The sequence below is a fragment of the [Enterobacter] lignolyticus SCF1 genome (assembly GCF_000164865.1).
GTDB lineage: Bacteria > Pseudomonadota > Gammaproteobacteria > Enterobacterales > Enterobacteriaceae > Enterobacter_B > Enterobacter_B lignolyticus.
Genome location: NC_014618.1, coordinates 115,145 through 137,193, shown reverse-complemented (window position 1 = coordinate 137,193; position 22,049 = coordinate 115,145). Strand labels below are relative to the sequence as shown.

Below are 22,049 nucleotides of genomic sequence, written 5' to 3'. Positions count from 1 at the left end.
CTTGAAAACGGGTTAGCGCAGAAGGGGATCAAGTCCACCACGCGCATCAAGTGCATACAAGTCGTCACAGCCGCCAATGTGCTGTGCGTCAATAAAAATCTGCGGCACCGTCGTGCGGCCACTACGTTGAATCATCTCTTCGCGTTTTGCCGCGTCGCCGTCGACAGGTAGCTCCTGAAAGGTGACGCCTTTGCTGTTCAGCAGCGCTTTCGCGCGATGGCAGAACGGGCAGGTTGCTTTGGTGTAGATCTCAATATTGGCCATGACTTTACCTCTGAAAATTACTTTCCACGCGCCAGTGGCAGGTTTTCGCCGCTCCAGCCTGCAATGCCTTCTTTCAGGACATACACTTGTACGAAGCCCGCTTTGGACAACGCGCTGGCCGGTTCCTGAGCCTGCATACCGGAACCATCAACAACGATGATGGGTTTATCTTTATGTTTTTCAAGCTCACCGACGTTGTTTGCTTTGATTTCGTTAGGTAGCAGGTTAACGGAACCCGCGATATGGCCCTTACGGAAGTCGTCGCGCTGGCGTAAATCCACTACGATGGCGTCTTCTTTGTTGATAAGACGCGTCGCTTCGCCGCGGGTGATGACTTTTACCTTTGAGGTCAGCCCTTTAAAGGTGGTAAACAGCACGGCCGCCAGTAACGCGATCCACGCGATACTCAGTATGGGGTGACGGCCAACAAATTGCATAATTTCTTGCATGGGGGGGTATAACTCCCGACTCAGTGATTAAAAACCAGGGAAGGAGTATACCTGTGCGTTGTGGCAAATACAGCCAGCCGCGCACAAGCTAATCCATTTTCTGCGGCCTGGAACGAAAAATTTAGGGCAAAAATGGGCAAACTTCGCGCGATGCTGCGCCCTTTTTTGATCTTCTGTGGCTATTTGATCGATTCAGCTGTAGTAAAATTACGCAAATTTTTTATCTCGTGAGCATGAGGTTGTCGCAATGTCGGTTTCTAAAAAACCTATGGTACTGGTGATTCTGGATGGCTACGGCTACCGTGAAGAGCAGCAGGATAACGCGATTTTCAACGCGAAAACGCCGGTTATGGATAGCCTGTGGGCAAAACGCCCGCACACCCTGATTGACGCATCCGGCCTTGAAGTGGGTCTGCCGGACCGTCAGATGGGTAACTCCGAAGTGGGCCACGTCAACCTGGGCGCGGGTCGTATCGTGTACCAGGATCTGACTCGCCTGGATGTGGAAATTAAAGAGCGCGCCTTCTTCAAAAACGCCGTACTGACCGGCGCGGTGGATAACGCCGTTGCCGCCGGTAAAGCGGTGCACATTATGGGCCTGCTCTCCGCAGGCGGCGTACACAGCCACGAAGACCACATCATGGCGATGGTCGAACTGGCCGCCGAACGCGGTGCGGAAAAAATCTATCTGCACGCTTTCCTGGACGGCCGCGACACGCCGCCGCGCAGCGCGCAATCCTCCCTGCAAAAGTTTGAAGACAAATTCGCCGCGCTGGGCAAAGGCCGCGTCGCATCCATCATCGGCCGTTACTACGCCATGGACCGCGACAACCGCTGGGATCGCGTTGAGTGCGCTTATGACCTGCTGACCCAGGCGAAAGGCGAGTTCCAGTTCGCTACCGCCGTGGCCGGTCTTGAAGCCGCCTATGCCCGCGACGAAAACGATGAGTTCGTGAAAGCGACCGTTATCCGCGCCGAAGGCCAGGCGGATGCCGCCATGCAAGACGGCGATGCGCTGATTTTCATGAACTTCCGCGCCGACCGCGCCCGTGAAATCACCCGCGCGTTCGTTAACGCCGACTTCGACGGTTTTGCCCGTAAGAAAACGGTGCAGCTTGGCGATTTCATCATGCTGACCGAATACGCCGCCGATATTAAAGCGCCGTGCGCTTACCCGCCGGCATCGCTGGCGAACACCTTCGGCGAGTGGATGGCCAAACACGATAAAACCCAGCTGCGCATCTCCGAAACGGAAAAATACGCCCACGTCACCTTCTTCTTTAACGGCGGCGTAGAAGAGCCGTTTGCCGGTGAAGAGCGTATTCTCATCAATTCGCCGAAGGTCGCGACCTACGACCTGCAGCCGGAAATGAGCTCCGCCGAGCTGACAGAAAAACTGGTGGCCGCGATCAAGGGCGGCACGTTCGACGCCATTATCTGTAACTACCCGAACGGCGATATGGTCGGCCATACTGGCGTGATGGACGCGGCAATTAAAGCGGTAGAAGCGCTGGATCACTGCATTGCCGAAGTGACCAAAGCGGTGGAAGCCGTTGGCGGCCAGATGCTGATCACCGCCGACCACGGCAACGCCGAGCAGATGCGCGACCCGTCCACCGGCCAGGCGCACACCGCGCACACCAACCTGCCGGTACCGCTGATTTACGTTGGCGATAAAGCGGTAACCGCGGTCGAAGGCGGCAAGCTTTCCGACATCGCGCCGACCATGCTGACGCTGATGGGTATGGAAATCCCGCAAGAGATGACTGGCAAGCCGCTGTTCATCGTGAAATAATCCCTCCCCATGAGGGGAAAGGCGATTTTTTCAAATACATGGATCGCGACGGCAGTCCGATCCATCTGCTACGCCAGCGCGCTCAGCGCTGGCGTATTGCTGTGCGCCGCATCCGCCCGCGCGGATGACCGCGATCAGTTGAAATCCATTCAGGCCGATATCGCCGCCAAAGAGCGGGCGGTTCGCCAGCAGCAGCAGCAGCGCGCAACGCTGCTTGCCCAGCTCAAAGCGCAGGAGGAGGCGATTTCCGCCGCCGCCCGCCAGCTGCGGGAAACCCAGAACAACCTCGCCCAGCTCAATAAGCAGATCGCCGATATGAACGCGTCGATCGCCAAACTGGAAAAGCAGAAAACGCAGCAGGAGCGCAACCTGGCGGCACAGCTTGACGCCGCCTTCCGTCAGGGCGAACACACCGGCATCCAGCTGATTCTCAGCGGCGAAGAGAGCCAGCGCGGTCAGCGTCTGCAGGCCTATTTCGGCTACCTAAACCAGGCGCGCCAGGAGACCATCGCCGGGCTGAAGCAGACGCGTGAAGAGGTCGCCTCGCAAAAAGCGCAGCTGGAAGAGAAGCAGAGCCAGCAACAAACCCTGCTTTACGATCAGCAGGCGCAGCAGGCGAAGCTTGAGCAGGCGCGCAACGAGCGTAAGAAAACCCTCTCAGGATTAGAATCCTCCATTCAGGAGGGCCAGCAGCAGCTGGGCGAAATGCGCGCCAACGAATCGCGCCTGCGTAACCGCATCGCCCAGGCGGAAGCGGCGGCCAAAGCGCGCGCTGAGAAGGAAGCGCGTGAAGCCGACGCCGTACGCGATCGCCAGCAGAAAGCCGCCAGCCAGGGCACCACCTACAAGCCCACCGAAAGCGAACGTTCGCTGATGTCGCGCACCGGTGGGCTCGGCGCGCCGCGCGGCCAGGCATTCTGGCCGGTACGTGGTCCGACCCTACATCGCTATGGCGAACAACTGCAGGGTGAGCTACGTTGGAAGGGGATGGTTATCGGCGCCTCAGAAGGCACCGAGGTAAAAGCCATCGCCGATGGTCGCGTGATCCTCGCCGACTGGCTTCAGGGCTATGGCCTGGTGGTGGTCGTTGAACATGGTAAAGGCGATATGAGCCTTTACGGCTACAACCAGAGCGCCCTGGTCAGCGTCGGTACGCAGGTTCGCGCCGGCCAGCCGATTGCCCTTGTGGGCAGCAGCGGCGGTCAGGGCCGGCCGTCACTCTACTTCGAAATTCGCCGCCAGGGTCAGGCGGTCAATCCACAACCGTGGTTGGGAAGATAAGTTTTGCTTCAATTTCGTTCGTTAGTTTTCTCCCTTACCGCCGCGCTGGCGGTATCGGCGCCGGCCTGGGCCGGTAAACTGGCCATCGTCATCGATGACGTTGGCTACCGTCCGCAGCAGGAGAACCAGGTGCTGGCGCTGCCGGTCAATATCTCCGTGGCGGTACTCCCCAACGCTCCCCACGCGCGCGAAATGGCGACCAAAGCGCACAACGGCGGGCGTGAGGTGCTGATCCACATGCCGATGGCGCCGCTCAGCAAGCAGCCGCTGGAGAAAGATACCCTGCGCCCCGACATGAGCAGCGATGAAATAGAGCGCATTATTCGCGACGCGGTCAGCAAGGTGCCGTATGCCGTGGGCATGAACAACCATATGGGCAGCGCGATGACCTCTAACCTGTTCGGCATGCAGAAGGTGATGCAGGCGCTCAGCCGCTACAACCTTTACTTTCTCGACAGTATGACCATCGGCAACAGCCAGGCGACGCGGGCGGCCGCAGGCACCGGCGTGAAGGTGATTAAGCGTAAGGTCTTCCTCGACGATACGCAGAACGAGGCCGATATCCGCTTCCAGTTCAACCGTGCGATTCAGCTGGCGCGCCGTACCGGCTCCGCCATCGCCATCGGCCATCCCCATCCCTCAACGGTGCGCGTACTGCAGCAGATGGTGTATAACCTGCCGCCGGACATCACCCTGGTGCGCCCGAGCAGCCTGCTGAACGAACCGCAGGTCGATACCTCCACGCCAAACACAGCGCCGCCGACAACCGTGCAGCCGACCGCGCCGCGTAATCCTTTCCGCGGCGTGAAACTATGTAAACCGAAACAGACGCCAGCGCCGGTGTACGCCACCCGCTTCTTTACGGTGCTCGGCGAAAGCATCAGTCAGAGCCCGCTGGTGCAGTACTACCAGCAGCAGTGGCAGGGCTGGGGGAAGAAAGCGTAACGGCCCAAACGGGCCGTTATTTTTCGGATGCGGCTGACAGCCTGAAGGTATCGGCGATGATCTCGCCGTAGAGCGTCGGCGCGTCGCCGTCCCTCTCCTGATAGCGTTCTTTATGCGAGAGCTTATAAATACCAACCGAATCCTGGCCTAACGCCTCCCGCGTGCGGACATCCACCCGCTGATTCATAAACTGGCGAATCAAAAAACGCTGGTTGCCCATCACCGGCTGTGCGTCAACCACGGACCTGAACGCCGGATAGTTCTCAATGCAGAACAAAAACGCGTAGTCGATCAGAAAATATTCGATCAGCGTATCGTGCGTCTGCCAGTAGCGGTAGAACAGGTCCCGTACCGTCGTGACCAGCGCGCTGCCCGGCAGCGACGCCAGCAGATATGCCGTCCAGTAACCGTGACCGATGGCCTCATCGGCAGACTGACCGTCAAAACGCAGGGAGGAAAAATCGTATGCAAACAGCGACGCCGGTACCGGTCGGGTCAGATAGACGGTCGCATCCATCCAGATGCCGCCATACTGCGCCAGCAGCGAACAGCGCACGATATCGGAATAATGCGCTTTGCTTATCTTCCCCTGCTGATACTTCTGCAGGATATGCGCAGGCAGAGTAATGTACTCGGCGATGGTCTCCTCGGTCAGCACCACAACCCTGGCATCCCCGGCATTTCGCTGTACTGACGCAATGCAGCGCTGCACCAGCGGCGGCGCCTGCGCGATGCCCTGAAACCAGCATATCCAGATGATTTTCTGCGACGATGCCGCCGCAGAGGTTGTCGCCGGGCTGACGGACAGCGCCTCCAGCTCGGTGAAAATCACGCGTTTTTTCTTATCAAGCAGATAGCGGCTGGTTTTACGAAAGAGCGACAGCTGCGTCTTTTTTTCCCAGCGTCGGGACTTCTTGATGAGCTTATTCAGGACGTTCATACCCGGCATCGTGCGTGCTCCGGAAAAGGGATCAGAAAAGTTCTTTCAGCGTGCGGCGCAGCAGCTTGAGCCGGAGTTTCAGATCTTTCTTTTTCCCCCACAGCAGCTTATTCATTTTCGCCGACGACATACCGCGAAACGACATCAGCTGAAACAGGTTGTTGCTGCGGGTCTCTTCCGTCATATACGGCCTGAATTTGAAATAGAGCTTACGGTAAGAGGTATATTTTTTGATCTGCCGGGTAATACGACTGCTGCTGTGCTCCGCATCCACCATCTGGGTGCTGAAGGCGTATTTTATGCCCGGGCCGAATTTGATAATAAGCTTGGTCCAGACGTCGCGATCCTGCTGCTGTTTAATCTCCGGCGAGAAGCCCCCTACGGCCATCAGCTTGTCACGGGTTGTCAGCACCTGATTCCCCACCACGTTTTCACAAAGAATATCCTGTAGCGAGATCACGCGAAAGGCATTATCGCCGCCGTGTTCCCGGTCTTTATCCAGACGGGTCAACGTGTCGCAAACAAAGGAATACTTCTCATCGTAGCGGGCCACCAGCATCGATAAACGCGGCGGCAGAAAATAGTCATCGTCATCCAGTCCGGTGACAAACTTACCGGACGCCAGCGCATAGCCCCGGTTGCGGCTGGCGTTAGAGCCGCTGTTTTTCTCGTTACGCTGGTAGATGAAATTGACAAAACGCTGCTCGCACTCAGGGCGCAACGCGTCAATAAGCGCCGCCGTCTTCTCATTGGAGAAGTCGTCGATGACGATCAATTCAATTTGAGAGTAGTCCTGAGCAATCACGGAGCGTATTGCTCTTTCCAGAAGATCTTCGCGGTTGAACGTTGTGATGATAACGGAAACCAGTTCTTGCATAGGTGGGCTCATTGCTGGGGACATGGGGCAGTTTCTCCGCCGGTCAGAATACCCGCTAACCGACGGAGAAGCAAAACAATCACTTAACGATGTCGCGATGCCGGTTTTGCGTCAGAAACACGATGAACATCACCAGCGTCAGCATCCAGGCCGTCGGCGTCGTTTTGGAATAAAACATCACCCCGCTGAGGCCGAACATCACCATCGCCACCAGGAACGCGAACAGCGTAAAGCTTTTGATTTTACGCAGCGCATACCAGGCGAGCGAAATCACAAACAGCACATACAGCAGCAGCCCGGAAGGCCCTTTGGTCGACAGCGCCTCAATCACCTCATTGTGCAGATGGCCTGGAATATAGGGAAGCGCCCCTTCGAGACCCGGATCTTTTTTAACGAGATCTTTAATAATCGCGTTGCGGTGGTCGGTGGACTGCCAGAGGTAATTCTCTTTCGCCGCGGCAAGCCCCGTCTGCCACATAGCCAGACGCGCGCCAACGGAGGTATCGGTATTGTTCTTTTCGTAGGCGCTCATATCGCTATTCAGATCATGGTAGCGCTGTATCAGGCTGTCTTTCATCATAAACGCGCCCGCCGCCACGGCAAACAGCAGAACGCCAATCCCTTTCCACGGAATATGCCGCTGGCGGTAGCAGCGAATCGCCAGCATGCCGGCAAAAAGGATCGGATAGACCATAATAGCCGCGCGCGTTTCGGTCGCCACCACAATAATAAAGGTGATAAAGAAATGCGCCAGAATCAGCAGGTCTTTCATACGCAGCGTGGAGTGCTGCAGAACCATGATCATATAGCAGGAGAGAAACACAATGGTGTATGCCGCACCGGTGGCGCTGGTGCCCCCGGCCAGCGAAAACTCGATGCGAGCGGCGCCAAGATGGATTTTCTGATAATACGCATAGGCAACCATCATGATCTGCAAAATCAGCACCAGCAGATAGTGAATTTTATTATTACCCAGTCTGAATTTTTCCCCCAGCGAGAAGATATAAATCAGAAAAGCGCCAGAGACGCAAATCTTGCCTACTTCCAGATAGGCGCGATAGGAGTTAATCGCCTCACTGTGGTCGATTTTAAACAATCGATACCAGATAAGGTCGCAAATCCCGATAACAAAGAGCACCAGGCACAGCCAGAACGTCTCGTTCCTGCGGGCATTTTTCAGGTTAAATACCGCGACAAAAAACGCAATGAGCCCGGCAATGTTCATGATTTTGTTAGCCAGATTCGGTGACAAGATAATGCATGCAAACGCGATGACGCACAGACCAAAGGCCAGTTGCGTAAAGCGCATCTGCAGGGTTTGCCCGTTCATACTCTTCATCATCACTCTCATTCATTCACCGCAGGTGAACATCATCAACCTGCTGTAATTTAAAAATAAAAAAGGTACCTGATCCCCACAAGGCTCTGCATGATGACACGGCTAGCGCACCTGATGCCACTCTTAAGTTTTGCCAGTTGTATCCATCACTACGACCGACGTACGGTACTCGTCGGCCCGCTTTTTGTCTGCCGCAGCCTGCGGGTTGTACCAGATAAAAGTTGACAACTGGAGCTCACCTTTTGGCGTATTTACCCACCAAACGACGCGATGATGCGCTGAATGCATGTAGGTATACAAACATAAAAAACGAGAGCACAAACAGGAAAGGCAGGCGCCAGTGTAACAACCTGGCGCCTGAATGGAAGGTTATTCCCAGCTCAGAATCACTTTGCCGGACTGACCGGAACGCATGGCGTCGAAGCCCTGCTGGAAATCATCAATGCCGAAGCGATGGGTAATAATCGGGGAGAGATCCAGGCCAGACTGGATCAGCGCCGCCATCTTGTACCAGGTTTCAAACATTTCGCGGCCGTAAATACCTTTGATGAACAGCCCCTTAAAGATGACTTTATTCCAGTCGATAGACATATCGGACGGTGGAATACCCAGCATGGCGATACGACCGCCGTGATTCATGGTATCCAGCATCGCGCGAAACGCCGGCGGCGCGCCGGACATCTCCAGGCCTACGTCGAAGCCTTCGGTCATGCCAAGCTCAGCCATTACGTCGGTCAGGCTCTCTTTCGAGACGTTGACCGCGCGGGTAACGCCCATCTTACGCGCCAGGTCGAGGCGGTACTCGTTGACGTCGGTGATCACCACATGACGCGCCCCCACATGCTTCGCCACGGCAGCCGCCATAATACCGATCGGGCCTGCGCCGGAAACCAGCACGTCTTCGCCAACCAGATCGAAGGAAAGCGCCGTATGCACCGCGTTGCCGAACGGGTCGAAGATGGAAGCCAGATCGTCGGAAATGTTGTCCGGGATTTTGAACGCGTTAAAGGCCGGGATCACCAGATATTCGGCAAAGCAGCCCGGGCGGTTGACGCCCACGCCGATGGTGTTGCGGCACAGGTGCGTACGGCCGCCGCGGCAGTTACGGCAGTGGCCGCAGGTGATGTGGCCTTCTCCGGAGACGCGGTCGCCGATTTTAAAGCCTTTCACTTCCTGACCGATGCCAACCACTTCGCCGACGTATTCGTGGCCGACAACCATCGGTACCGGAATGGTTTTCTGCGACCACTGGTCCCAGTTGTAGATGTGGACGTCAGTGCCGCAAATCGCGGTTTTACGAATTTTGATCAGCAGATCGTTATGACCGACTTCCGGCTCCGGCACGTCGGTCATCCAAATCCCTTCTTCCGCTTTCAGTTTGGATAACGCTTTCATCACACGTCCTCAGGCAATCACGCCCAGTTGTTTGCCGATGCGGGTAAAGGCTTCCACCGCACGCTCAATTTGTTCAGGAGTATGCGCCGCCGACATCTGGGTGCGAATACGCGCCTGACCTTTTGGCACCACCGGGAAGAAGAACCCGGTGACGTAAATCCCCTCTTTTTGCAGCTCGCGGGCAAAGTTCTGCGCCACGACGGCATCGCCCAGCATCACCGGAATAATCGCGTGATCGGCGCCGGCCAGGGTAAAGCCCGCCGCGCTCATTTTTTCGCGGAACAGGCGGGCGTTGGACCACAGGCGGTCACGCAGCTCAGCGCCTGACTCCACCATCTCCAGCACTTTGATGGAGGCGGCGACAATCGCCGGCGCCAGGGAGTTGGAGAACAGGTACGGGCGGGAGCGCTGGCGCAGCCACTCAACCACCTCTTTACGCGCGGCGGTATAGCCGCCAGACGCGCCGCCAAGCGCTTTACCCAGCGTGCCGGTGATGATGTCCACACGGCCCATCACGTCGCAGTACTCGTGGGAGCCGCGACCGTTTTCGCCGACAAAGCCGACCGCATGCGAGTCATCGACCATCACCAGCGCATCGTATTTGTCCGCCAGGTCGCACACGCCTTTCAGGTTGGCAATCACGCCGTCCATCGAGAATACGCCGTCGGTGGCGATCAGCACATGGCGCGCGCCGGCTTCGCGGGCTTCTTTCAGACGCGCTTCCAGCTCAACCATATCGTTATTGGCATAACGGAAGCGTTTTGCTTTGCACAGGCGCACGCCGTCGATGATAGAGGCATGGTTAAGCGCGTCGGAGATAATGGCGTCTTCCGCGCCGAGCAGCGTTTCAAACAGGCCGCCGTTGGCATCAAAGCAGGATGAGTAAAGAATAGCGTCTTCCATCCCGAGGAAACCGGCCAGCTTCTTCTCAAGCGCTTTGTGGCTGTCCTGGGTGCCGCAGATAAAGCGCACGGAGGCCATACCGAAACCGTGGCTGTCCATACCCGCCTTCGCCGCTGCGATCAGCTCCGGATGGTTCGCCAGACCGAGATAGTTGTTGGCGCAAAAGTTGATCACATGGCTGCCATCGCCGACGGTAATATCGGCCTGCTGGGCAGACGTAATGATGCGTTCTTCTTTAAACAACCCTTCCGCGCGCGCGGTTTCCAGGTCGTTGGATAACTGTTTGTAAAAATCACCACGCATTGCAACTCTCCAGATTCGGTAAAATTTGGCACATATTACCCAAAGCTATACGTCGATACGAGATGACGCAGTACATGTTGCCATTTTTGTAGCATAAATCACGTGTACCCCTGCGGCTTGTCGGTGAATGGCTGAAGGTCAGGCAATGTAGTGGTATGATAAAAACCATTAGCGTCCGGGATAGTCCCGGTCACCCACATTTCAAAGGTTATCGTTATGATCATCGTTACCGGCGGCGCAGGCTTTATCGGCAGCAACATCGTTAAGGCCCTGAATGACCAAGGCATTACCGACATTCTGGTGGTGGACAACCTGAAAGATGGCACCAAGTTCGTCAACCTGGTGGACCTGAACATCGCCGACTACATGGATAAAGAAGATTTCCTGATCCAGATTATGGCGGGCGAAGAGTTAGGCGACATCGACGCCGTATTCCACGAAGGCGCCTGCTCCTCCACCACCGAGTGGGACGGCAAGTACATGATGGATAACAACTATCAGTACTCCAAAGAGCTGCTGCATTACTGCCTGGAGCGTGAAATTCCGTTCCTGTACGCCTCTTCCGCCGCGACCTACGGCGGCCGGACGTCCGACTTTATTGAATCCCGCGAATACGAGCAGCCGCTGAACGTCTACGGCTACTCCAAATTCCTGTTCGACGAGTACGTGCGTCAGATACTGCCGGAAGCGAACTCGCAGATCGTCGGCTTCCGTTACTTCAACGTGTACGGGCCGCGCGAAGGGCATAAAGGCAGCATGGCGAGCGTCGCGTTCCACCTCAATACCCAGCTGAATAATGGCGAAAGTCCGAAACTGTTTGAAGGCAGCGACAGCTTCAAACGCGACTTCGTCTACGTCGGCGACGTTGCCGCAGTGAACCTGTGGTTCTGGGAAAACGGCGTGTCCGGCATTTTCAACCTCGGCACTGGCCGCGCGGAGTCCTTCCAGGCAGTGGCGGATGCGACGCTGGCGTACCACAAGAAAGGCAGCATCGAGTACATCCCGTTCCCGGATAAGCTGAAAGGGCGCTATCAGGCGTTTACGCAGGCAGACCTGACCAATCTGCGCGCCGCAGGCTATGACAAGCCGTTCAAAACCGTCGCCGAAGGCGTGACGGAATATATGGCCTGGCTGAACCGCGACGCGTAAGAAGTAAGCATGAAAATACTGGTGATCGGCCCGTCATGGGTGGGCGACATGATGATGTCGCAAAGTCTCTATCGCACGCTCAAGGCGCGCTTTCCCCAGGCAATAATCGATGTGATGGCACCCGCGTGGTGCCGTCCGCTTTTATCGCGTATGCCGGAAGTGAACGAGGCGATCCCGATGCCGCTCGGCCACGGGGCGCTGGAAATCGGCGAACGCCGCAGGCTTGGTCATAGCTTGCGCGACAAGCGCTACGACCGCGCCTACGTGCTGCCAAACTCCTTCAAATCAGCCCTGGTGCCGTTTTTCGCCGGTATCCCGCACCGCACCGGCTGGCGCGGCGAGATGCGCTACGGTCTGCTGAACGACGCGCGCGCGCTGGATAAAGCCGCCTGGCCGCTGATGGTCGAACGCTACGTGGCGCTGGCCTATGACAAAGGCGTGATGCAAACGGCAAAAGATCTGCCGCAGCCGCTGCTGTGGCCGCAGCTGCAGGTCAACGACGGTGAAAAATCGCAAACCTGCGCCGCCTTTAACCTCTCCGCCGAGCGCCAGATGATCGGCTTCTGTCCCGGCGCGGAGTTCGGCCCGGCCAAGCGCTGGCCGCACTATCACTACGCCGAACTGGCGAAGCAGCTGATTGACGAAGGTTACCAGATTGTCCTGTTCGGCTCGGCGAAAGACCACGACGCGGGCAACGAAATCCTCGCCGCGCTGAGCACAGAACAGCAGGCCTGGTGCCGCAATCTGGCCGGGGAAACCCAGCTGGAGCAGGCGGTTATTCTGCTTGCCGCCTGTAAAGCCGTAGTCACCAACGATTCCGGTCTGATGCACGTCGCCGCGGCGCTAAACCGCCCGCTGGTTGCGCTGTATGGGCCCAGCAGCCCGGACTTTACGCCGCCGCTGTCGCATAAAGCGCGCGTTATTCGCCTGATCACTGGCTACCACAAGGTGCGTAAAGGCGATGCGGCGGAAGGCTATCACCAGAGCCTGATCGACATTACCCCGCAGCGCGTTCTCGAAGAACTCAACGAACTGCTGTTGAGCGAAGAAGGATAACGAATGCGGGTATTGATCGTTAAAACCTCGTCAATGGGCGATGTCCTGCATACGCTGCCGTCGCTGACGGACGCCATGCGGGCCATTCCCGGCATTCGTTTTGACTGGGTGGTGGAAGAAGGCTTCGCGCAGATCCCCACCTGGCATGAAGCGGTCGACCGCGTGATCCCGGTGGCCATTCGCCGCTGGCGTAAAGCGTGGTTTTCCGCGCCGATTAGGGCCGAACGTAAAACCTTCCGCGATGCGGTGCAGGCTCAGCGTTACGATGCGATCATCGACGCACAGGGGCTAGTCAAAAGCGCCGCGCTGGTGACACGTCTGGCGCACGGCGTGAAGCACGGTATGGACTGGCATACCGCCCGCGAGCCGCTGGCGAGCCTGTTCTATAACCGCCGCCACGCTATTGCCAGGCAGCAGCACGCCGTGGAGCGCACCCGCGAACTGTTCGCCAAAAGCCTCGGCTATGCGAAACCGGAAGCTCAGGGCGATTACGCCATTTCGCAGCATTTTCTCCACAATTCAGTGCAGGATAGCTCGCCTTACCTGATATTCCTCCATGCCACCACCCGCGACGACAAGCACTGGCCGGAAGCGCACTGGCGCGAACTGATCGGCCTGCTGGGCAATACGGGGATACGCGTCAAACTGCCGTGGGGCGCCCCGCACGAAGAGGCGCGGGCGAAGCGTCTGGCGGAAGGGTTTGATTACGTGGACGTTCTGCCACGCATGAAGCTCGACGGCGTGGCGCAGGAGCTGGCGGGCGCCGCGGCAGTGGTTTCCGTCGATACGGGCTTAAGCCACCTGACGGCCGCGCTGGATCGACCTAATATTACGCTTTACGGCCCAACGGACCCGGGTCTTATCGGCGGCTACGGAAAAAATCAATATGTCTGCCGCCCGGAACATTCATCGCAGCTGAGCGACCTCAGCGCCGCTGCGGTATTTGCGCAATTAGAGCCTTTGCTGGCAGCAGAGAGAGCCTATGTCTGATTTTTTCTCAGCGGAGCGCCCGCCAAAGCGCGTGCTGATCGTTAAGTTGCGTCATCACGGTGACGTCCTGCTGACTTCGCCAGTGTTTACCGTGCTGAAGAAAAACTGGCCCGGCGTTGAGGTCGACGCCCTGGTGTACGATGACACGCAGGCGATGCTGACCAGCCACCCGCATATCGACCAGGTCCATACCATCGGCCGCAACTGGCGCAAAAAGGGCTGGTTGGAACAGTTCCGTCTCTATCGCGCGCTGCTCAATACGCTGAAAGGCCGCCAGTACGACGTGCTGATTAACCTGACTGAACACTGGCACGGCGCGCGTCTGGCGCGTCGTCTGAAACCGCGCGTCTCGGTCGGCTTTAAGCCGGATAAACGCGGTGGCCTGGCGCGCCGTCGCTGGGTGAAATCCTTTACTACCCTCTACCCGGCGATTCAGGACAACTCCCGCCATATGGTGGAGGTGAACCTGGACGCCCTGCGCCGCATCGGTATTCACCCGCAGTCGGCCGAAGATAAGAACACCCTGTTTGTGCCGGGCGACGCGGCGGAAGCGTCTATTGCCGAAAAACTGGCCGGATTTGGCCTTGAGAGCAAATCCTATATCCTGGTGCACCCCACCTCGCGCTGGATGTTTAAAGCCTGGGATATCAAAAAGCTGGCGGCAACCATCGATAACCTGGCGGCGCGCGGGCTGCCGATTATCCTCTCCGCTGCGCCGTCAAAAGAAGAGACGGCCTACATGGATGAGCTGCGTGCGGCGCTCACCCGGCCGGTGTTTGATTTAAGCGGCCAGCTGAACCTGAAAGAGCTGGGCGCGCTGATGAAGCACGCGCGCGTTTACTTCGGCGTAGACTCGATGCCGATGCACCTCGCCAGCGCCGTCGGCACGCCGACCGTCGCCATTTTTGGCCCAACCGGCGCCATCAAGTGGGCGCCATGGGGGGTGAACTACCGCGTGATTACCGCCGGGTTTACCTGCCAGCCGTGCGGCAAAGCGGGCTGCGGGGACGGCGGTATCTCTGACTGCATCACGGCCATCACCCCACAACAGGTACTGAGCGCCATCGACACGATGCTACTGGAAACCCCTGCATGAAGCTGGCTATCGTTCGACAGACCTACAACCCTAACGGCGGCGCCGAGCGTTTTGTCTCCCGCGCGCTGAACGTGCTGGCCCAGGACGCGGCGCTCGACGTCACGCTTATCGCCCGCCAGTGGGAAGATGCCGCTGGCTGGCATACTCTGACCGTCGATCCGCCGTTCAGCAACCGCGTCAAACGTGAGGCCGGGTTTGCCGAGGCCGCCGCCGCGTACTTTGCCGAATTCGATATTGTGCAAAGCCACGAGCGGATCCCCGGCGCGACGATTTTCCGCGCCGGCGACGGCGTCCACGCCGCCTGGCTTGAGCAGTACAACCGCATCCAGTCGCCGCTGGCGCGCTGGGCGCAGTCCTTGAGCCGCTATCATCGCTATATCCTGCAGGCGGAGCGACAGATGTTCACCCATCCGCAGCTGCGCAAGGTTATCTGCAACTCCCGGATGGTGCGCGACGATATCGCCCGCCGGTTTGGGCTGGCGGATGACAGGCTGACGGTTATCTACAACGGCGTCGACACCGACTATTTCCACCCTCGCCTGCGCCAGCCGTCGCTGCGCGCAAAGCCTGGTCTGCCGGAGAACGCGCCGGTGCTGGCCTATGTCGGCTCAGGTTTTTCCCGCAAGGGCGTCGCCACGGCGCTGCGGGCCATCGTGCCGCATCCTGACGTCTGGCTGCTTGTCGCCGGACGTGACAAACACGCCGGTAAATTCCAGAAGCTGGCCCGTACGCTTGGCGTAGAAAAAAGAGTGCGGTTTCTCGGCCCGGTCGCCGACGTCCGCGAGGTGTACGGCAGCGCGGATGCGCTGATTCTGCCTACGCTCTACGATCCGTTCCCTAACGTCTGCGTTGAAGCGCTGGCCTGCGGGCTGCCGCTGCTGACCAGCCACGGCTGCGGCGCCGCAGAGTGGATTCACGAGGGGAAAAACGGCTGGGTGCGCGATGCGCTCGACGTAGCGGGCTATCAGCAGGCCATTGGAGAATGGCTGGCCGGTCGCGCCGAGGGGACGGATTATGCGGCGGCGGCGCGCGCCACCGCAGAACCCTTCACGCTCGACCGTATGGCCGCCGAACTGCAGGCGCTTTATCGCGAGCTGCTGCGCTGAGCCGCATCGAGAAAGACCTTCTCCATCGCCGTCAGCATGCATTCGCGGGTGAAATGCGTATTCAGATACTCGTATCCCTGCTGCGCCAGCTGGCGGCGCTGCGCCGGATCGTTATACAGCGTAATGATGGCGTCGCGTAAGGCGCCGACGTCGCGCTGGCCGATCAGCAACCCGGTTTCGCCGTTAATCACCGCATCCGCCGTGCCGCCCGCATCGGTAGCGATTGTCGCCACCGCGGAGGCCAGCGACTGCAGCACACCCTGCGGCAGCCCTTCCATATCATGAGACGGGCTAATCGCTACATCAAACGCCGGAAACCAGCGCTCCGGGGAGCTTTGGTGCCCCGCCATCACGACCCGCGGCAGCAAATTGAGCTGGATGACTTCATGCTCGAGCGCCTCGCGGTGCGGCCCTTCGCCGATGATCGCAAGCTTAATCGCCGGGTTATCGATCTCCGCCAGCGCCTTCAGCAGCACGCTGTGGCCTTTGTTCGGACGCAGATGCGACACCACGCCCAGCCAGAAGTCGTCCTGGCTCAGATCGCAACGGCTGCGGGCATCGTATTTATCGCCCGGATGAAAACGGGTTGTATCAACGCCGCTCGGCACCGAGGTGGTGTTTTCGAGCGGCACGCCCAGCGCCACCATCTGATAGCGCAGCGCTTCGCCGGTGCTAACGATGTGCGCGCACGCTTTCCTGAACAGCCAGCGGGTCGTCCAGTTGTTGCGCGGCACCCCGGAAGCATGACGGGTTCGCACCAGCGGGACCGGACGCGAGAGCGTCAGGTTTGCCAGCGCCACCAGCCAGGTATCCGCCGAGTTATGGCTGTTAATCACATCAATGCTGTCGCGGTTTTCGCGCAGCCAGCGGCGCAGCGTGAACAGGTTGCCGAGGTTTTTGCGTTTCAGCGGCATGGTGACAACGGTCAACCCGGCGTCTTTGGCGAGCTGATGCAACGGCGCGGTGTCCGGGCACAGGACGGTGACCTGATGCCCACGCTGTATCATGCCCAGCGATTCATTGATGATACGCAGCGGCTGCCCGCCTTTCCCGCCATCGGCCTCGGTGTGGACGATATGCATAAAGTTCCCGTTGATTAAACATGCTGAAAGAGGGGCGAATTATATCGCCAGGATCAGCCGCCAACAAAGAGGCAACTTTGAGGATGCAGTGTATAATGCCGCCTCACTGATAGTGGCGAGCAACCAAACGGAGACGCTATGTCCGACCAACCCCTTCTGAGCCTTGTCGTCGCGGTATATAACGGCGAAAAATTCCTCAGCGCTTTTTTTGACAGCATCAAGAGCCAGAATATCGAGAATCTGGAAATGATCGTCGTTAACGATGGCTCCACGGACAGCTCAGCCGAACTCCTTGCCCGCTACGCCAGCGAATTCGCGAACTTTCACATTATCGATCAGGCAAACCAAGGCGTTTCCGCCGCCCGTAACACCGGCCTGGCGCAAGCAACCGGGCTGTATCTGGCGTTCCCGGACATCGACGACGTTATTTATCCCGGCATGTATAACCGCCTGCTGGAGATAGCGACCCAGAATTCGCTTGATGTCGCCACCTGCAACGGCACCTATGTCTATGACGACGGCCGCCCGTCGAAGAAAATCTTCCCGTCGGACAAGCTGGCGTCAACCGGCGTACTGGACGGCCCAACCTGGCTGCAGCAGGCGCTCGCCTCCCGTAAATTCCTGCATGTGACCTGGCTTAACATCTACCGCCACGCGTTTATCAAGGAGCAGGGGTTCACCTTCGAACACGGCCTGCGCCACCAGGATATTCCGTGGACGACCGAGGTGCTGCTGACCGCCCGGCGAGTACAGTACATCGATGAAACCTATTACGATTATCTTATCCACTCGGCCTCCGTTTCCCACACGCCGGGCACTGACGATTCGCGCATCCGCAACTCGCAGCACTACATGAAAATCCTCGAAATGCTGGACGCCATCAACGGCCGCTACCCGCAGCAGGTCAAACGCGTTCCTGCCTGCCAGTGGCAAATCGCCAAAGAGGGGCTTGGGATCCTGCACAGCATCAACAACATCGGCGATCCGCAAAAGCGTAAGGCGATCACGCAGGAGCTGTTCGATCGCGGGATCTGGCGGATGATCTGGAAGAACGCCCGTGGACTTCGCCAGCACTGGCGCCTGGGACGTCGCTACTTCCGCCTGAAACGTTATCTGGCCGATTAAACGTCCAGATTGCCAAAGGGATAGCTTTAAGCACGGTAAATGCTTAGAATTTGCCCGCCGAAACATAAAAACGGATACGTCGCTTGGAATTTCTGTATACCACCCTACTCTACCTGATTCAGCCGCTGGTCTGGCTGCGGTTGCTGTTGCGCAGCCGTAAAGCGCCGGCGTACCGTAAACGCTGGGCCGAACGCTATGGCTTTTGTAAAAACAAGGTAGTGCCGGATGGCATCCTGCTGCATTCCGTCTCCGTCGGTGAAACCTTGGCGGCTATCCCGCTGGTGCGCGCGCTACGCCACCGCTACCCGTCACTGCCGATCACCGTCACCACCATGACGCCAACCGGCTCGGAACGCGCCATGTCGGCCTTCGGCAAAGACGTGCACCACGTCTACCTGCCATACGACCTGCCCTGCGCGATGGGGCGTTTTCTTGATACCGTACGCCCGAAGCTGGTGATCGTGATGGAAACCGAGCTGTGGCCGAACATGGTGTCCGCGCTGCATAAGCGCAAAATCCCGCTGGTCATCGCCAACGCGCGCCTGTCCGAGCGTTCGGCCAAAGGCTACGGCAAGCTCGGCGGCTTTATGCGCCGCCTGCTCAGTAAAATCACCCTGATTGCGGCGCAGAACGAAGAGGACGGCAACCGCTTCCTCGCGCTTGGCCTCAGGCGCAACCAGCTGGCGATCACCGGCAGCCTGAAGTTTGATATATCCGTGACGCCCGAGCTTGCCGCTCGCGCCGTCACGCTGCGTCGCCAGTGGGCGCCGCGCCGCCAGGTGTGGATCGCCACCAGCACCCATGACGGTGAAGAAAAAATCATCCTCGACGCCCATAAGGCGCTGCTGGAAAAATTCCCCGACCTGCTGCTGATTCTGGTGCCTCGCCATCCTGAGCGCTTCTCCGACGCTCGCGAGCTGGTGCAAAAAGCCGGGATGAGCTTTACGCTGCGCAGCACCGGCGAAATACCGTCCGGCAGCACCCAGGTCGTGATCGGCGACACCATGGGCGAGCTGATGCTGCTGTACGGCATGGCCGACCTCGCCTTCGTCGGCGGCAGCCTTGTCGAACGCGGCGGCCACAACCCGCTGGAGCCTGCGGCGCACGCGATTCCGGTGCTGATGGGCCCGCACACGTTTAACTTCAAAGATATCTGCGCCAAGCTGCAGCAGGCCGACGGTTTAATCACGGTGACCGATACGGATTCGCTGGTCAAAGAGGTCGCCACGCTGCTGACCGACGAAGACTACCGCCTGTGGTACGGCCGCCATGCCGTTGAGGTTCTGCACCAGAACCAGGGCGCGCTGGCGCGTCTGCTACAGTTATTGCAACCCTACCTGCCTCAGCGGAGCCACTGATGCCACTACGCCTGTCGGTAGTGATGATCGCGAAGAACGCCGCCGATCTGCTGCCGGACTGCCTTGCATCGGTCGCGTGGGCTGATGAAATTATCGTGCTGGACTCTGGCAGCAGCGACGACACCGTCGCGCTGGCGCAGAGCCTTGGCGCGCAGGTGCACGTCAATACCGACTGGCTGGGTTACGGCATTCAGCGTCAGCGCGCCCAGTCCTTCGCCACCGGTGATTATGTGCTGATGATCGACACCGACGAGCGCGTGACGCCGGAACTGGCGCAATCGCTCCAGCAGGCGCTCGCCAGCCCGCAGCCGGGCGCGGTGTACAGCATCGCCCGCCGCAACTACTTTCTCGGGCGCTTTATGCGCCATAGCGGCTGGTACCCGGACCGCGTGCTGCGGCTTTATGAGCGCGCGCGCTGGCAGTATAACGACAGCCTGGTGCATGAATCGCTGGCGTGCGAAGGCGCGCCCGTCGTGGCGCTGTCTGGCGACCTCAAACACCTGACCTGCCGCGATTTTGCCGACTTCCAGCGCAAACAGCTGACCTACGCCTCCGCGTGGGCGCAGGAACGCCACCAGAAGGGCAAGAAGGCATCGCTGGGCGGGATATTCGGCCACACGCTGGGGGCGTTCATCAAAACGCTGCTGCTGCGCGGCGGCGTGCTGGATGGCGCGCAGGGCTGGCTGCTGGCGGTGGTGAACGCCCAGTACACGTTTAACAAATACACCGAGCTGTGGGCGCTGAACCGCGGCTACAGTAAGAAGGCGTAAGCCATGAGCACAAAAGCGATCTACCCCGGCACCTTCGACCCTATCACCAACGGGCATCTCGATATCGTCACACGCGCAAGCTGCATGTTTGATAGCGTGATACTGGCGATTGCCGCCAGTCCGAGCAAAAAGCCGATGTTCGACCTCGCCGAGCGAGTGGCGCTGGCGCAACAGGCGACAGCGCATCTTGGCAATGTCGAGGTCGTGGGGTTTAGCGATCTGATGGCCAACTTCGCCCGCGCCCAGCAGGCCAATATTCTGATTCGCGGCCTGCGCGCCGTGGCGGATTTCGAATATGAAATGCAGCTGGCGCACATGAACCGCCATCTGATGCCGGACCTGGAAAGCGTGTTCCTGATGCCGTCAAAAGAGTGGTCGTTTATCTCCTCCTCGCTGGTGAAGGAGGTGGCGCGCCACGGTGGCGATGTGGCGCACTTCCTGCCGCCAGCGGTCCATCAGGCGCTGCTGGATAAGCTCAAATAGCCCACTACTTCTGGCAGCGGCGGCAATAGAACGTCGCCCGCTGCGCGTGTTTGGTCGCCGTAATCGGCGTACCGCATACCCGGCACGGCTCGTCTTTACGGCCATACACCTGCAGCTCCTGGGCAAAGTAGCCCGGCTTGCCGTCGCTTTGCAGAAAATCTTTAAGCGTCGTTCCGCCCTGCTCAATCGAGCGCTTGAGCACCGTTTTAATCGCCCGTACCAGCCGCTCGCATTCGTCAGCCGAGAGCGACGACGCCAGCCTGTCTGGATGGATCCCGGCGGCGAAGAGGGATTCGCTGGCGTAGATATTCCCCACGCCGACCACCAGCTTGTTATCCATCAGCCAGGGCTTAATCGCGGTTTTCTTCTTTGTGCACTTCTCTCGCAGGTAATCGACGTTAAACGCGTCGCTGAGCGGCTCCGGCCCGAGATGCGCCAGCACAGGGTGCCCCTCCAGCGTTTTCGTCCACAGCCACGCGCCAAAGCGGCGAGGGTCGGTGTAGCGCAGCACTTTGCCGTTGCTCATCACCAGATCAACGTGGTCATGCTTTTCCGGCGGCAGGTCGTCAGGGAGGATACGTAAGCTGCCGGACATGCCGAGATGGATGATTATCCAGCCGTCGGGCAGTTCAAGCAGGAGATATTTGGCGCGTCGCTGTACGCTGAGCACCGGCTTGTCGCTCAGGCTGTGGATTTCAGCCGAGACCGGCCAGCGCAGACGTTCGTTTCGTACCACGGCGTGGAGGATAGTGGCGCCGACCAGATGCGGTTCAATGCCGCGGCGGCTGGTTTCCACCTCAGGTAATTCAGGCATGACGTCTCCAGAGGATCAACAGGATGCTCTCTATTATGGGGGCGCCCTGAAAACAAAAAACCCCGCGATTGCGGGGTTTTTCAGTACAAGGAGTCTAAAATTATTTGATTTTAGCTTCTTTATACAGTACGTGCTGGCGAACAACTGGATCGAACTTTTTCAGTTCCAGTTTTTCCGGCTTAGTACGTTTGTTCTTCGTGGTGGTGTAGAAGTGACCTGTACCAGCAGAAGAAACCAGCTTGATTTTCTCGCGAATACCTTTAGCCATGATTTATTTCCTCGTTAAGTACTTAGTACTTTTCGCCACGGGCACGCAGTTCAGACAGAACTGTATCGATGCCTTTCTTATCAATTACACGCATACCTTTAGCAGATACGCGCAGGGTGACAAAACGCTTCTCGCTCTCAACCCAGAAACGGTGAGAGTGCAGGTTCGGCAGGAAACGGCGTTTAGTCGCGTTCAGTGCGTGGGAACGGTTGTTACCGGTCACCGGACGCTTGCCAGTAACTTGGCAGACTCGGGACATGT

The 22,049-nt window shown here is 58.5% G+C and carries 24 protein-coding genes; 13 read left to right on the top strand and 11 right to left on the bottom strand.

Going from position 1 to position 22,049, the window contains the following annotated elements; genetic code table 11:
• Positions 1-12: 12 nt before the first annotated feature.
• Entirely contained in the window at positions 13-264 is a 252-nt protein-coding gene (gene grxC, locus ENTCL_RS00670) for a glutaredoxin 3 (protein ID WP_013364190.1), read from the bottom strand.
• A 17-nt stretch (positions 265-281) separates the two neighbouring features.
• Entirely contained in the window at positions 282-713 is a 432-nt protein-coding gene (locus tag ENTCL_RS00665; RefSeq protein ID WP_013364189.1) for a rhodanese-like domain-containing protein, read from the bottom strand.
• 60 nt (positions 714-773) lie between these two features.
• Between ENTCL_RS00665 and ENTCL_RS23550 the strand changes: the two genes are divergently transcribed.
• The 4 genes from ENTCL_RS23550 to ENTCL_RS00650 are packed head-to-tail and all read left to right on the top strand — an operon-like array spanning position 774 to position 4,734.
• Positions 774-944 carry a hypothetical protein gene (locus tag ENTCL_RS23550; protein ID WP_157865521.1) on the top strand — a complete coding sequence of 57 codons (171 nt, stop codon included), beginning with the start codon at positions 774-776 and terminating at the stop codon, positions 942-944.
• Between the two features lie 16 nt (positions 945-960).
• Positions 961-2,508 (top strand): 2,3-bisphosphoglycerate-independent phosphoglycerate mutase, encoded by a 1,548-nt coding sequence (gpmM, locus tag ENTCL_RS00660; protein ID WP_013364188.1) that lies wholly within the window; start codon positions 961-963, stop codon positions 2,506-2,508.
• 9 nt (positions 2,509-2,517) lie between these two features.
• On the top strand, positions 2,518-3,789 hold the full coding sequence (gene envC / locus ENTCL_RS00655; protein WP_013364187.1) for a murein hydrolase activator EnvC: 1,272 nt from the start codon (positions 2,518-2,520) through the stop codon (positions 3,787-3,789).
• 3 nt (positions 3,790-3,792) lie between these two features.
• The gene (locus ENTCL_RS00650) at positions 3,793-4,734 is read left to right on the top strand and encodes a divergent polysaccharide deacetylase family protein (protein WP_013364186.1); all 942 of its coding nucleotides are present in this window, start codon (positions 3,793-3,795) and stop codon (positions 4,732-4,734) included.
• 16 nt (positions 4,735-4,750) lie between these two features.
• Here ENTCL_RS00650 and ENTCL_RS00645 read toward each other — a convergent pair whose 3' ends face one another.
• The 5 genes from ENTCL_RS00645 to kbl all read right to left on the bottom strand — a co-directional run bounded on the left by ENTCL_RS00645 (position 4,751) and on the right by kbl (position 10,491).
• Positions 4,751-5,683, bottom strand: a complete 933-nt coding sequence (locus tag ENTCL_RS00645; RefSeq protein WP_013364185.1) for a capsular polysaccharide synthesis protein — start codon at positions 5,681-5,683, stop codon at positions 4,751-4,753.
• 22 nt (positions 5,684-5,705) lie between these two features.
• On the bottom strand, positions 5,706-6,551 hold the full coding sequence (locus ENTCL_RS00640) for a glycosyltransferase (protein ID WP_044611859.1): 846 nt from the start codon (positions 6,549-6,551) through the stop codon (positions 5,706-5,708).
• Positions 6,552-6,630: 79 nt separating this feature from the next.
• Positions 6,631-7,890, bottom strand: coding sequence for an O-antigen ligase family protein (locus tag ENTCL_RS00635; RefSeq protein ID WP_013364183.1), 1,260 nt, complete (start codon positions 7,888-7,890; stop codon positions 6,631-6,633).
• Positions 7,891-8,259: 369 nt separating this feature from the next.
• Positions 8,260-9,285: an L-threonine 3-dehydrogenase gene (gene tdh, locus ENTCL_RS00630; RefSeq protein WP_013364182.1), complete on the bottom strand. Its 1,026-nt coding sequence runs from the start codon at positions 9,283-9,285 to the stop codon at positions 8,260-8,262.
• A 9-nt stretch (positions 9,286-9,294) separates the two neighbouring features.
• Positions 9,295-10,491 carry a glycine C-acetyltransferase gene (gene kbl / locus ENTCL_RS00625; RefSeq protein WP_013364181.1) on the bottom strand — a complete coding sequence of 399 codons (1,197 nt, stop codon included), beginning with the start codon at positions 10,489-10,491 and terminating at the stop codon, positions 9,295-9,297.
• A gap of 216 nt (positions 10,492-10,707) precedes the next feature.
• On the opposite strand from kbl, the gene rfaD reads away from it, so the two are divergent.
• Genes rfaD through ENTCL_RS00600 form a run of 5 tightly spaced genes read left to right on the top strand, consistent with a single transcriptional unit; the run spans position 10,708 to position 15,888 of the window.
• The gene (gene rfaD / locus ENTCL_RS00620; RefSeq protein WP_013364180.1) at positions 10,708-11,640 is read left to right on the top strand and encodes an ADP-glyceromanno-heptose 6-epimerase; all 933 of its coding nucleotides are present in this window, start codon (positions 10,708-10,710) and stop codon (positions 11,638-11,640) included.
• A gap of 9 nt (positions 11,641-11,649) precedes the next feature.
• Positions 11,650-12,696, top strand: coding sequence for an ADP-heptose--LPS heptosyltransferase RfaF (rfaF, locus tag ENTCL_RS00615; RefSeq protein ID WP_013364179.1), 1,047 nt, complete (start codon positions 11,650-11,652; stop codon positions 12,694-12,696).
• 3 nt (positions 12,697-12,699) lie between these two features.
• A complete protein-coding gene (gene rfaC, locus ENTCL_RS00610) occupies positions 12,700-13,686 on the top strand; it encodes a lipopolysaccharide heptosyltransferase RfaC (protein WP_013364178.1) in 987 nt (328 codons plus the stop codon).
• The gene (rfaQ, locus tag ENTCL_RS00605; RefSeq protein WP_013364177.1) at positions 13,679-14,782 is read left to right on the top strand and encodes a putative lipopolysaccharide heptosyltransferase III; all 1,104 of its coding nucleotides are present in this window, start codon (positions 13,679-13,681) and stop codon (positions 14,780-14,782) included. Before rfaC ends, rfaQ begins: the two co-directional genes overlap by 8 nt.
• Positions 14,779-15,888 carry a glycosyltransferase family 4 protein gene (locus ENTCL_RS00600; RefSeq protein ID WP_013364176.1) on the top strand — a complete coding sequence of 370 codons (1,110 nt, stop codon included), beginning with the start codon at positions 14,779-14,781 and terminating at the stop codon, positions 15,886-15,888. The genes rfaQ and ENTCL_RS00600 overlap by 4 nt, the downstream gene beginning before the upstream one ends.
• On the opposite strand, the gene ENTCL_RS00595 is transcribed toward ENTCL_RS00600, so the two are convergent.
• Complete coding sequence (locus ENTCL_RS00595) at positions 15,867-16,970, bottom strand: glycosyltransferase family 4 protein (RefSeq protein WP_013364175.1); 1,104 nt, start codon at positions 16,968-16,970, stop codon at positions 15,867-15,869. The two genes, ENTCL_RS00600 and ENTCL_RS00595, sit on opposite strands and share 22 nt — an antisense overlap.
• A 138-nt stretch (positions 16,971-17,108) precedes the next feature.
• On the opposite strand from ENTCL_RS00595, the gene ENTCL_RS00590 reads away from it, so the two are divergent.
• The 4 genes from ENTCL_RS00590 (at position 17,109) to coaD (ending at position 20,706) form a co-directional block, all read left to right on the top strand.
• Positions 17,109-18,095, top strand: a complete 987-nt coding sequence (locus ENTCL_RS00590; RefSeq protein WP_013364174.1) for a glycosyltransferase — start codon at positions 17,109-17,111, stop codon at positions 18,093-18,095.
• Between the two features lie 83 nt (positions 18,096-18,178).
• The gene (waaA, locus tag ENTCL_RS00585; protein WP_013364173.1) at positions 18,179-19,453 is read left to right on the top strand and encodes a lipid IV(A) 3-deoxy-D-manno-octulosonic acid transferase; all 1,275 of its coding nucleotides are present in this window, start codon (positions 18,179-18,181) and stop codon (positions 19,451-19,453) included.
• Positions 19,453-20,223, top strand: a complete 771-nt coding sequence (locus ENTCL_RS00580) for a glycosyltransferase family 2 protein (protein WP_013364172.1) — start codon at positions 19,453-19,455, stop codon at positions 20,221-20,223. The genes waaA and ENTCL_RS00580 overlap by 1 nt, the downstream gene beginning before the upstream one ends.
• A 3-nt stretch (positions 20,224-20,226) precedes the next feature.
• Positions 20,227-20,706 (top strand): pantetheine-phosphate adenylyltransferase, encoded by a 480-nt coding sequence (coaD, locus tag ENTCL_RS00575; RefSeq protein WP_013364171.1) that lies wholly within the window; start codon positions 20,227-20,229, stop codon positions 20,704-20,706.
• Between the two features lie 4 nt (positions 20,707-20,710).
• Here coaD and mutM read toward each other — a convergent pair whose 3' ends face one another.
• The 3 genes from mutM to rpmB all read right to left on the bottom strand — a co-directional run bounded on the left by mutM (position 20,711) and on the right by rpmB (position 22,047).
• Positions 20,711-21,520 (bottom strand): bifunctional DNA-formamidopyrimidine glycosylase/DNA-(apurinic or apyrimidinic site) lyase, encoded by an 810-nt coding sequence (gene mutM, locus ENTCL_RS00570; protein ID WP_013364170.1) that lies wholly within the window; start codon positions 21,518-21,520, stop codon positions 20,711-20,713.
• Between the two features lie 100 nt (positions 21,521-21,620).
• Positions 21,621-21,788, bottom strand: a complete 168-nt coding sequence (rpmG, locus tag ENTCL_RS00565; protein WP_003024094.1) for a 50S ribosomal protein L33 — start codon at positions 21,786-21,788, stop codon at positions 21,621-21,623.
• Positions 21,789-21,810: 22 nt separating this feature from the next.
• Positions 21,811-22,047 carry a 50S ribosomal protein L28 gene (gene rpmB / locus ENTCL_RS00560; RefSeq protein ID WP_002436699.1) on the bottom strand — a complete coding sequence of 79 codons (237 nt, stop codon included), beginning with the start codon at positions 22,045-22,047 and terminating at the stop codon, positions 21,811-21,813.
• Positions 22,048-22,049 lie beyond the last annotated feature (2 nt).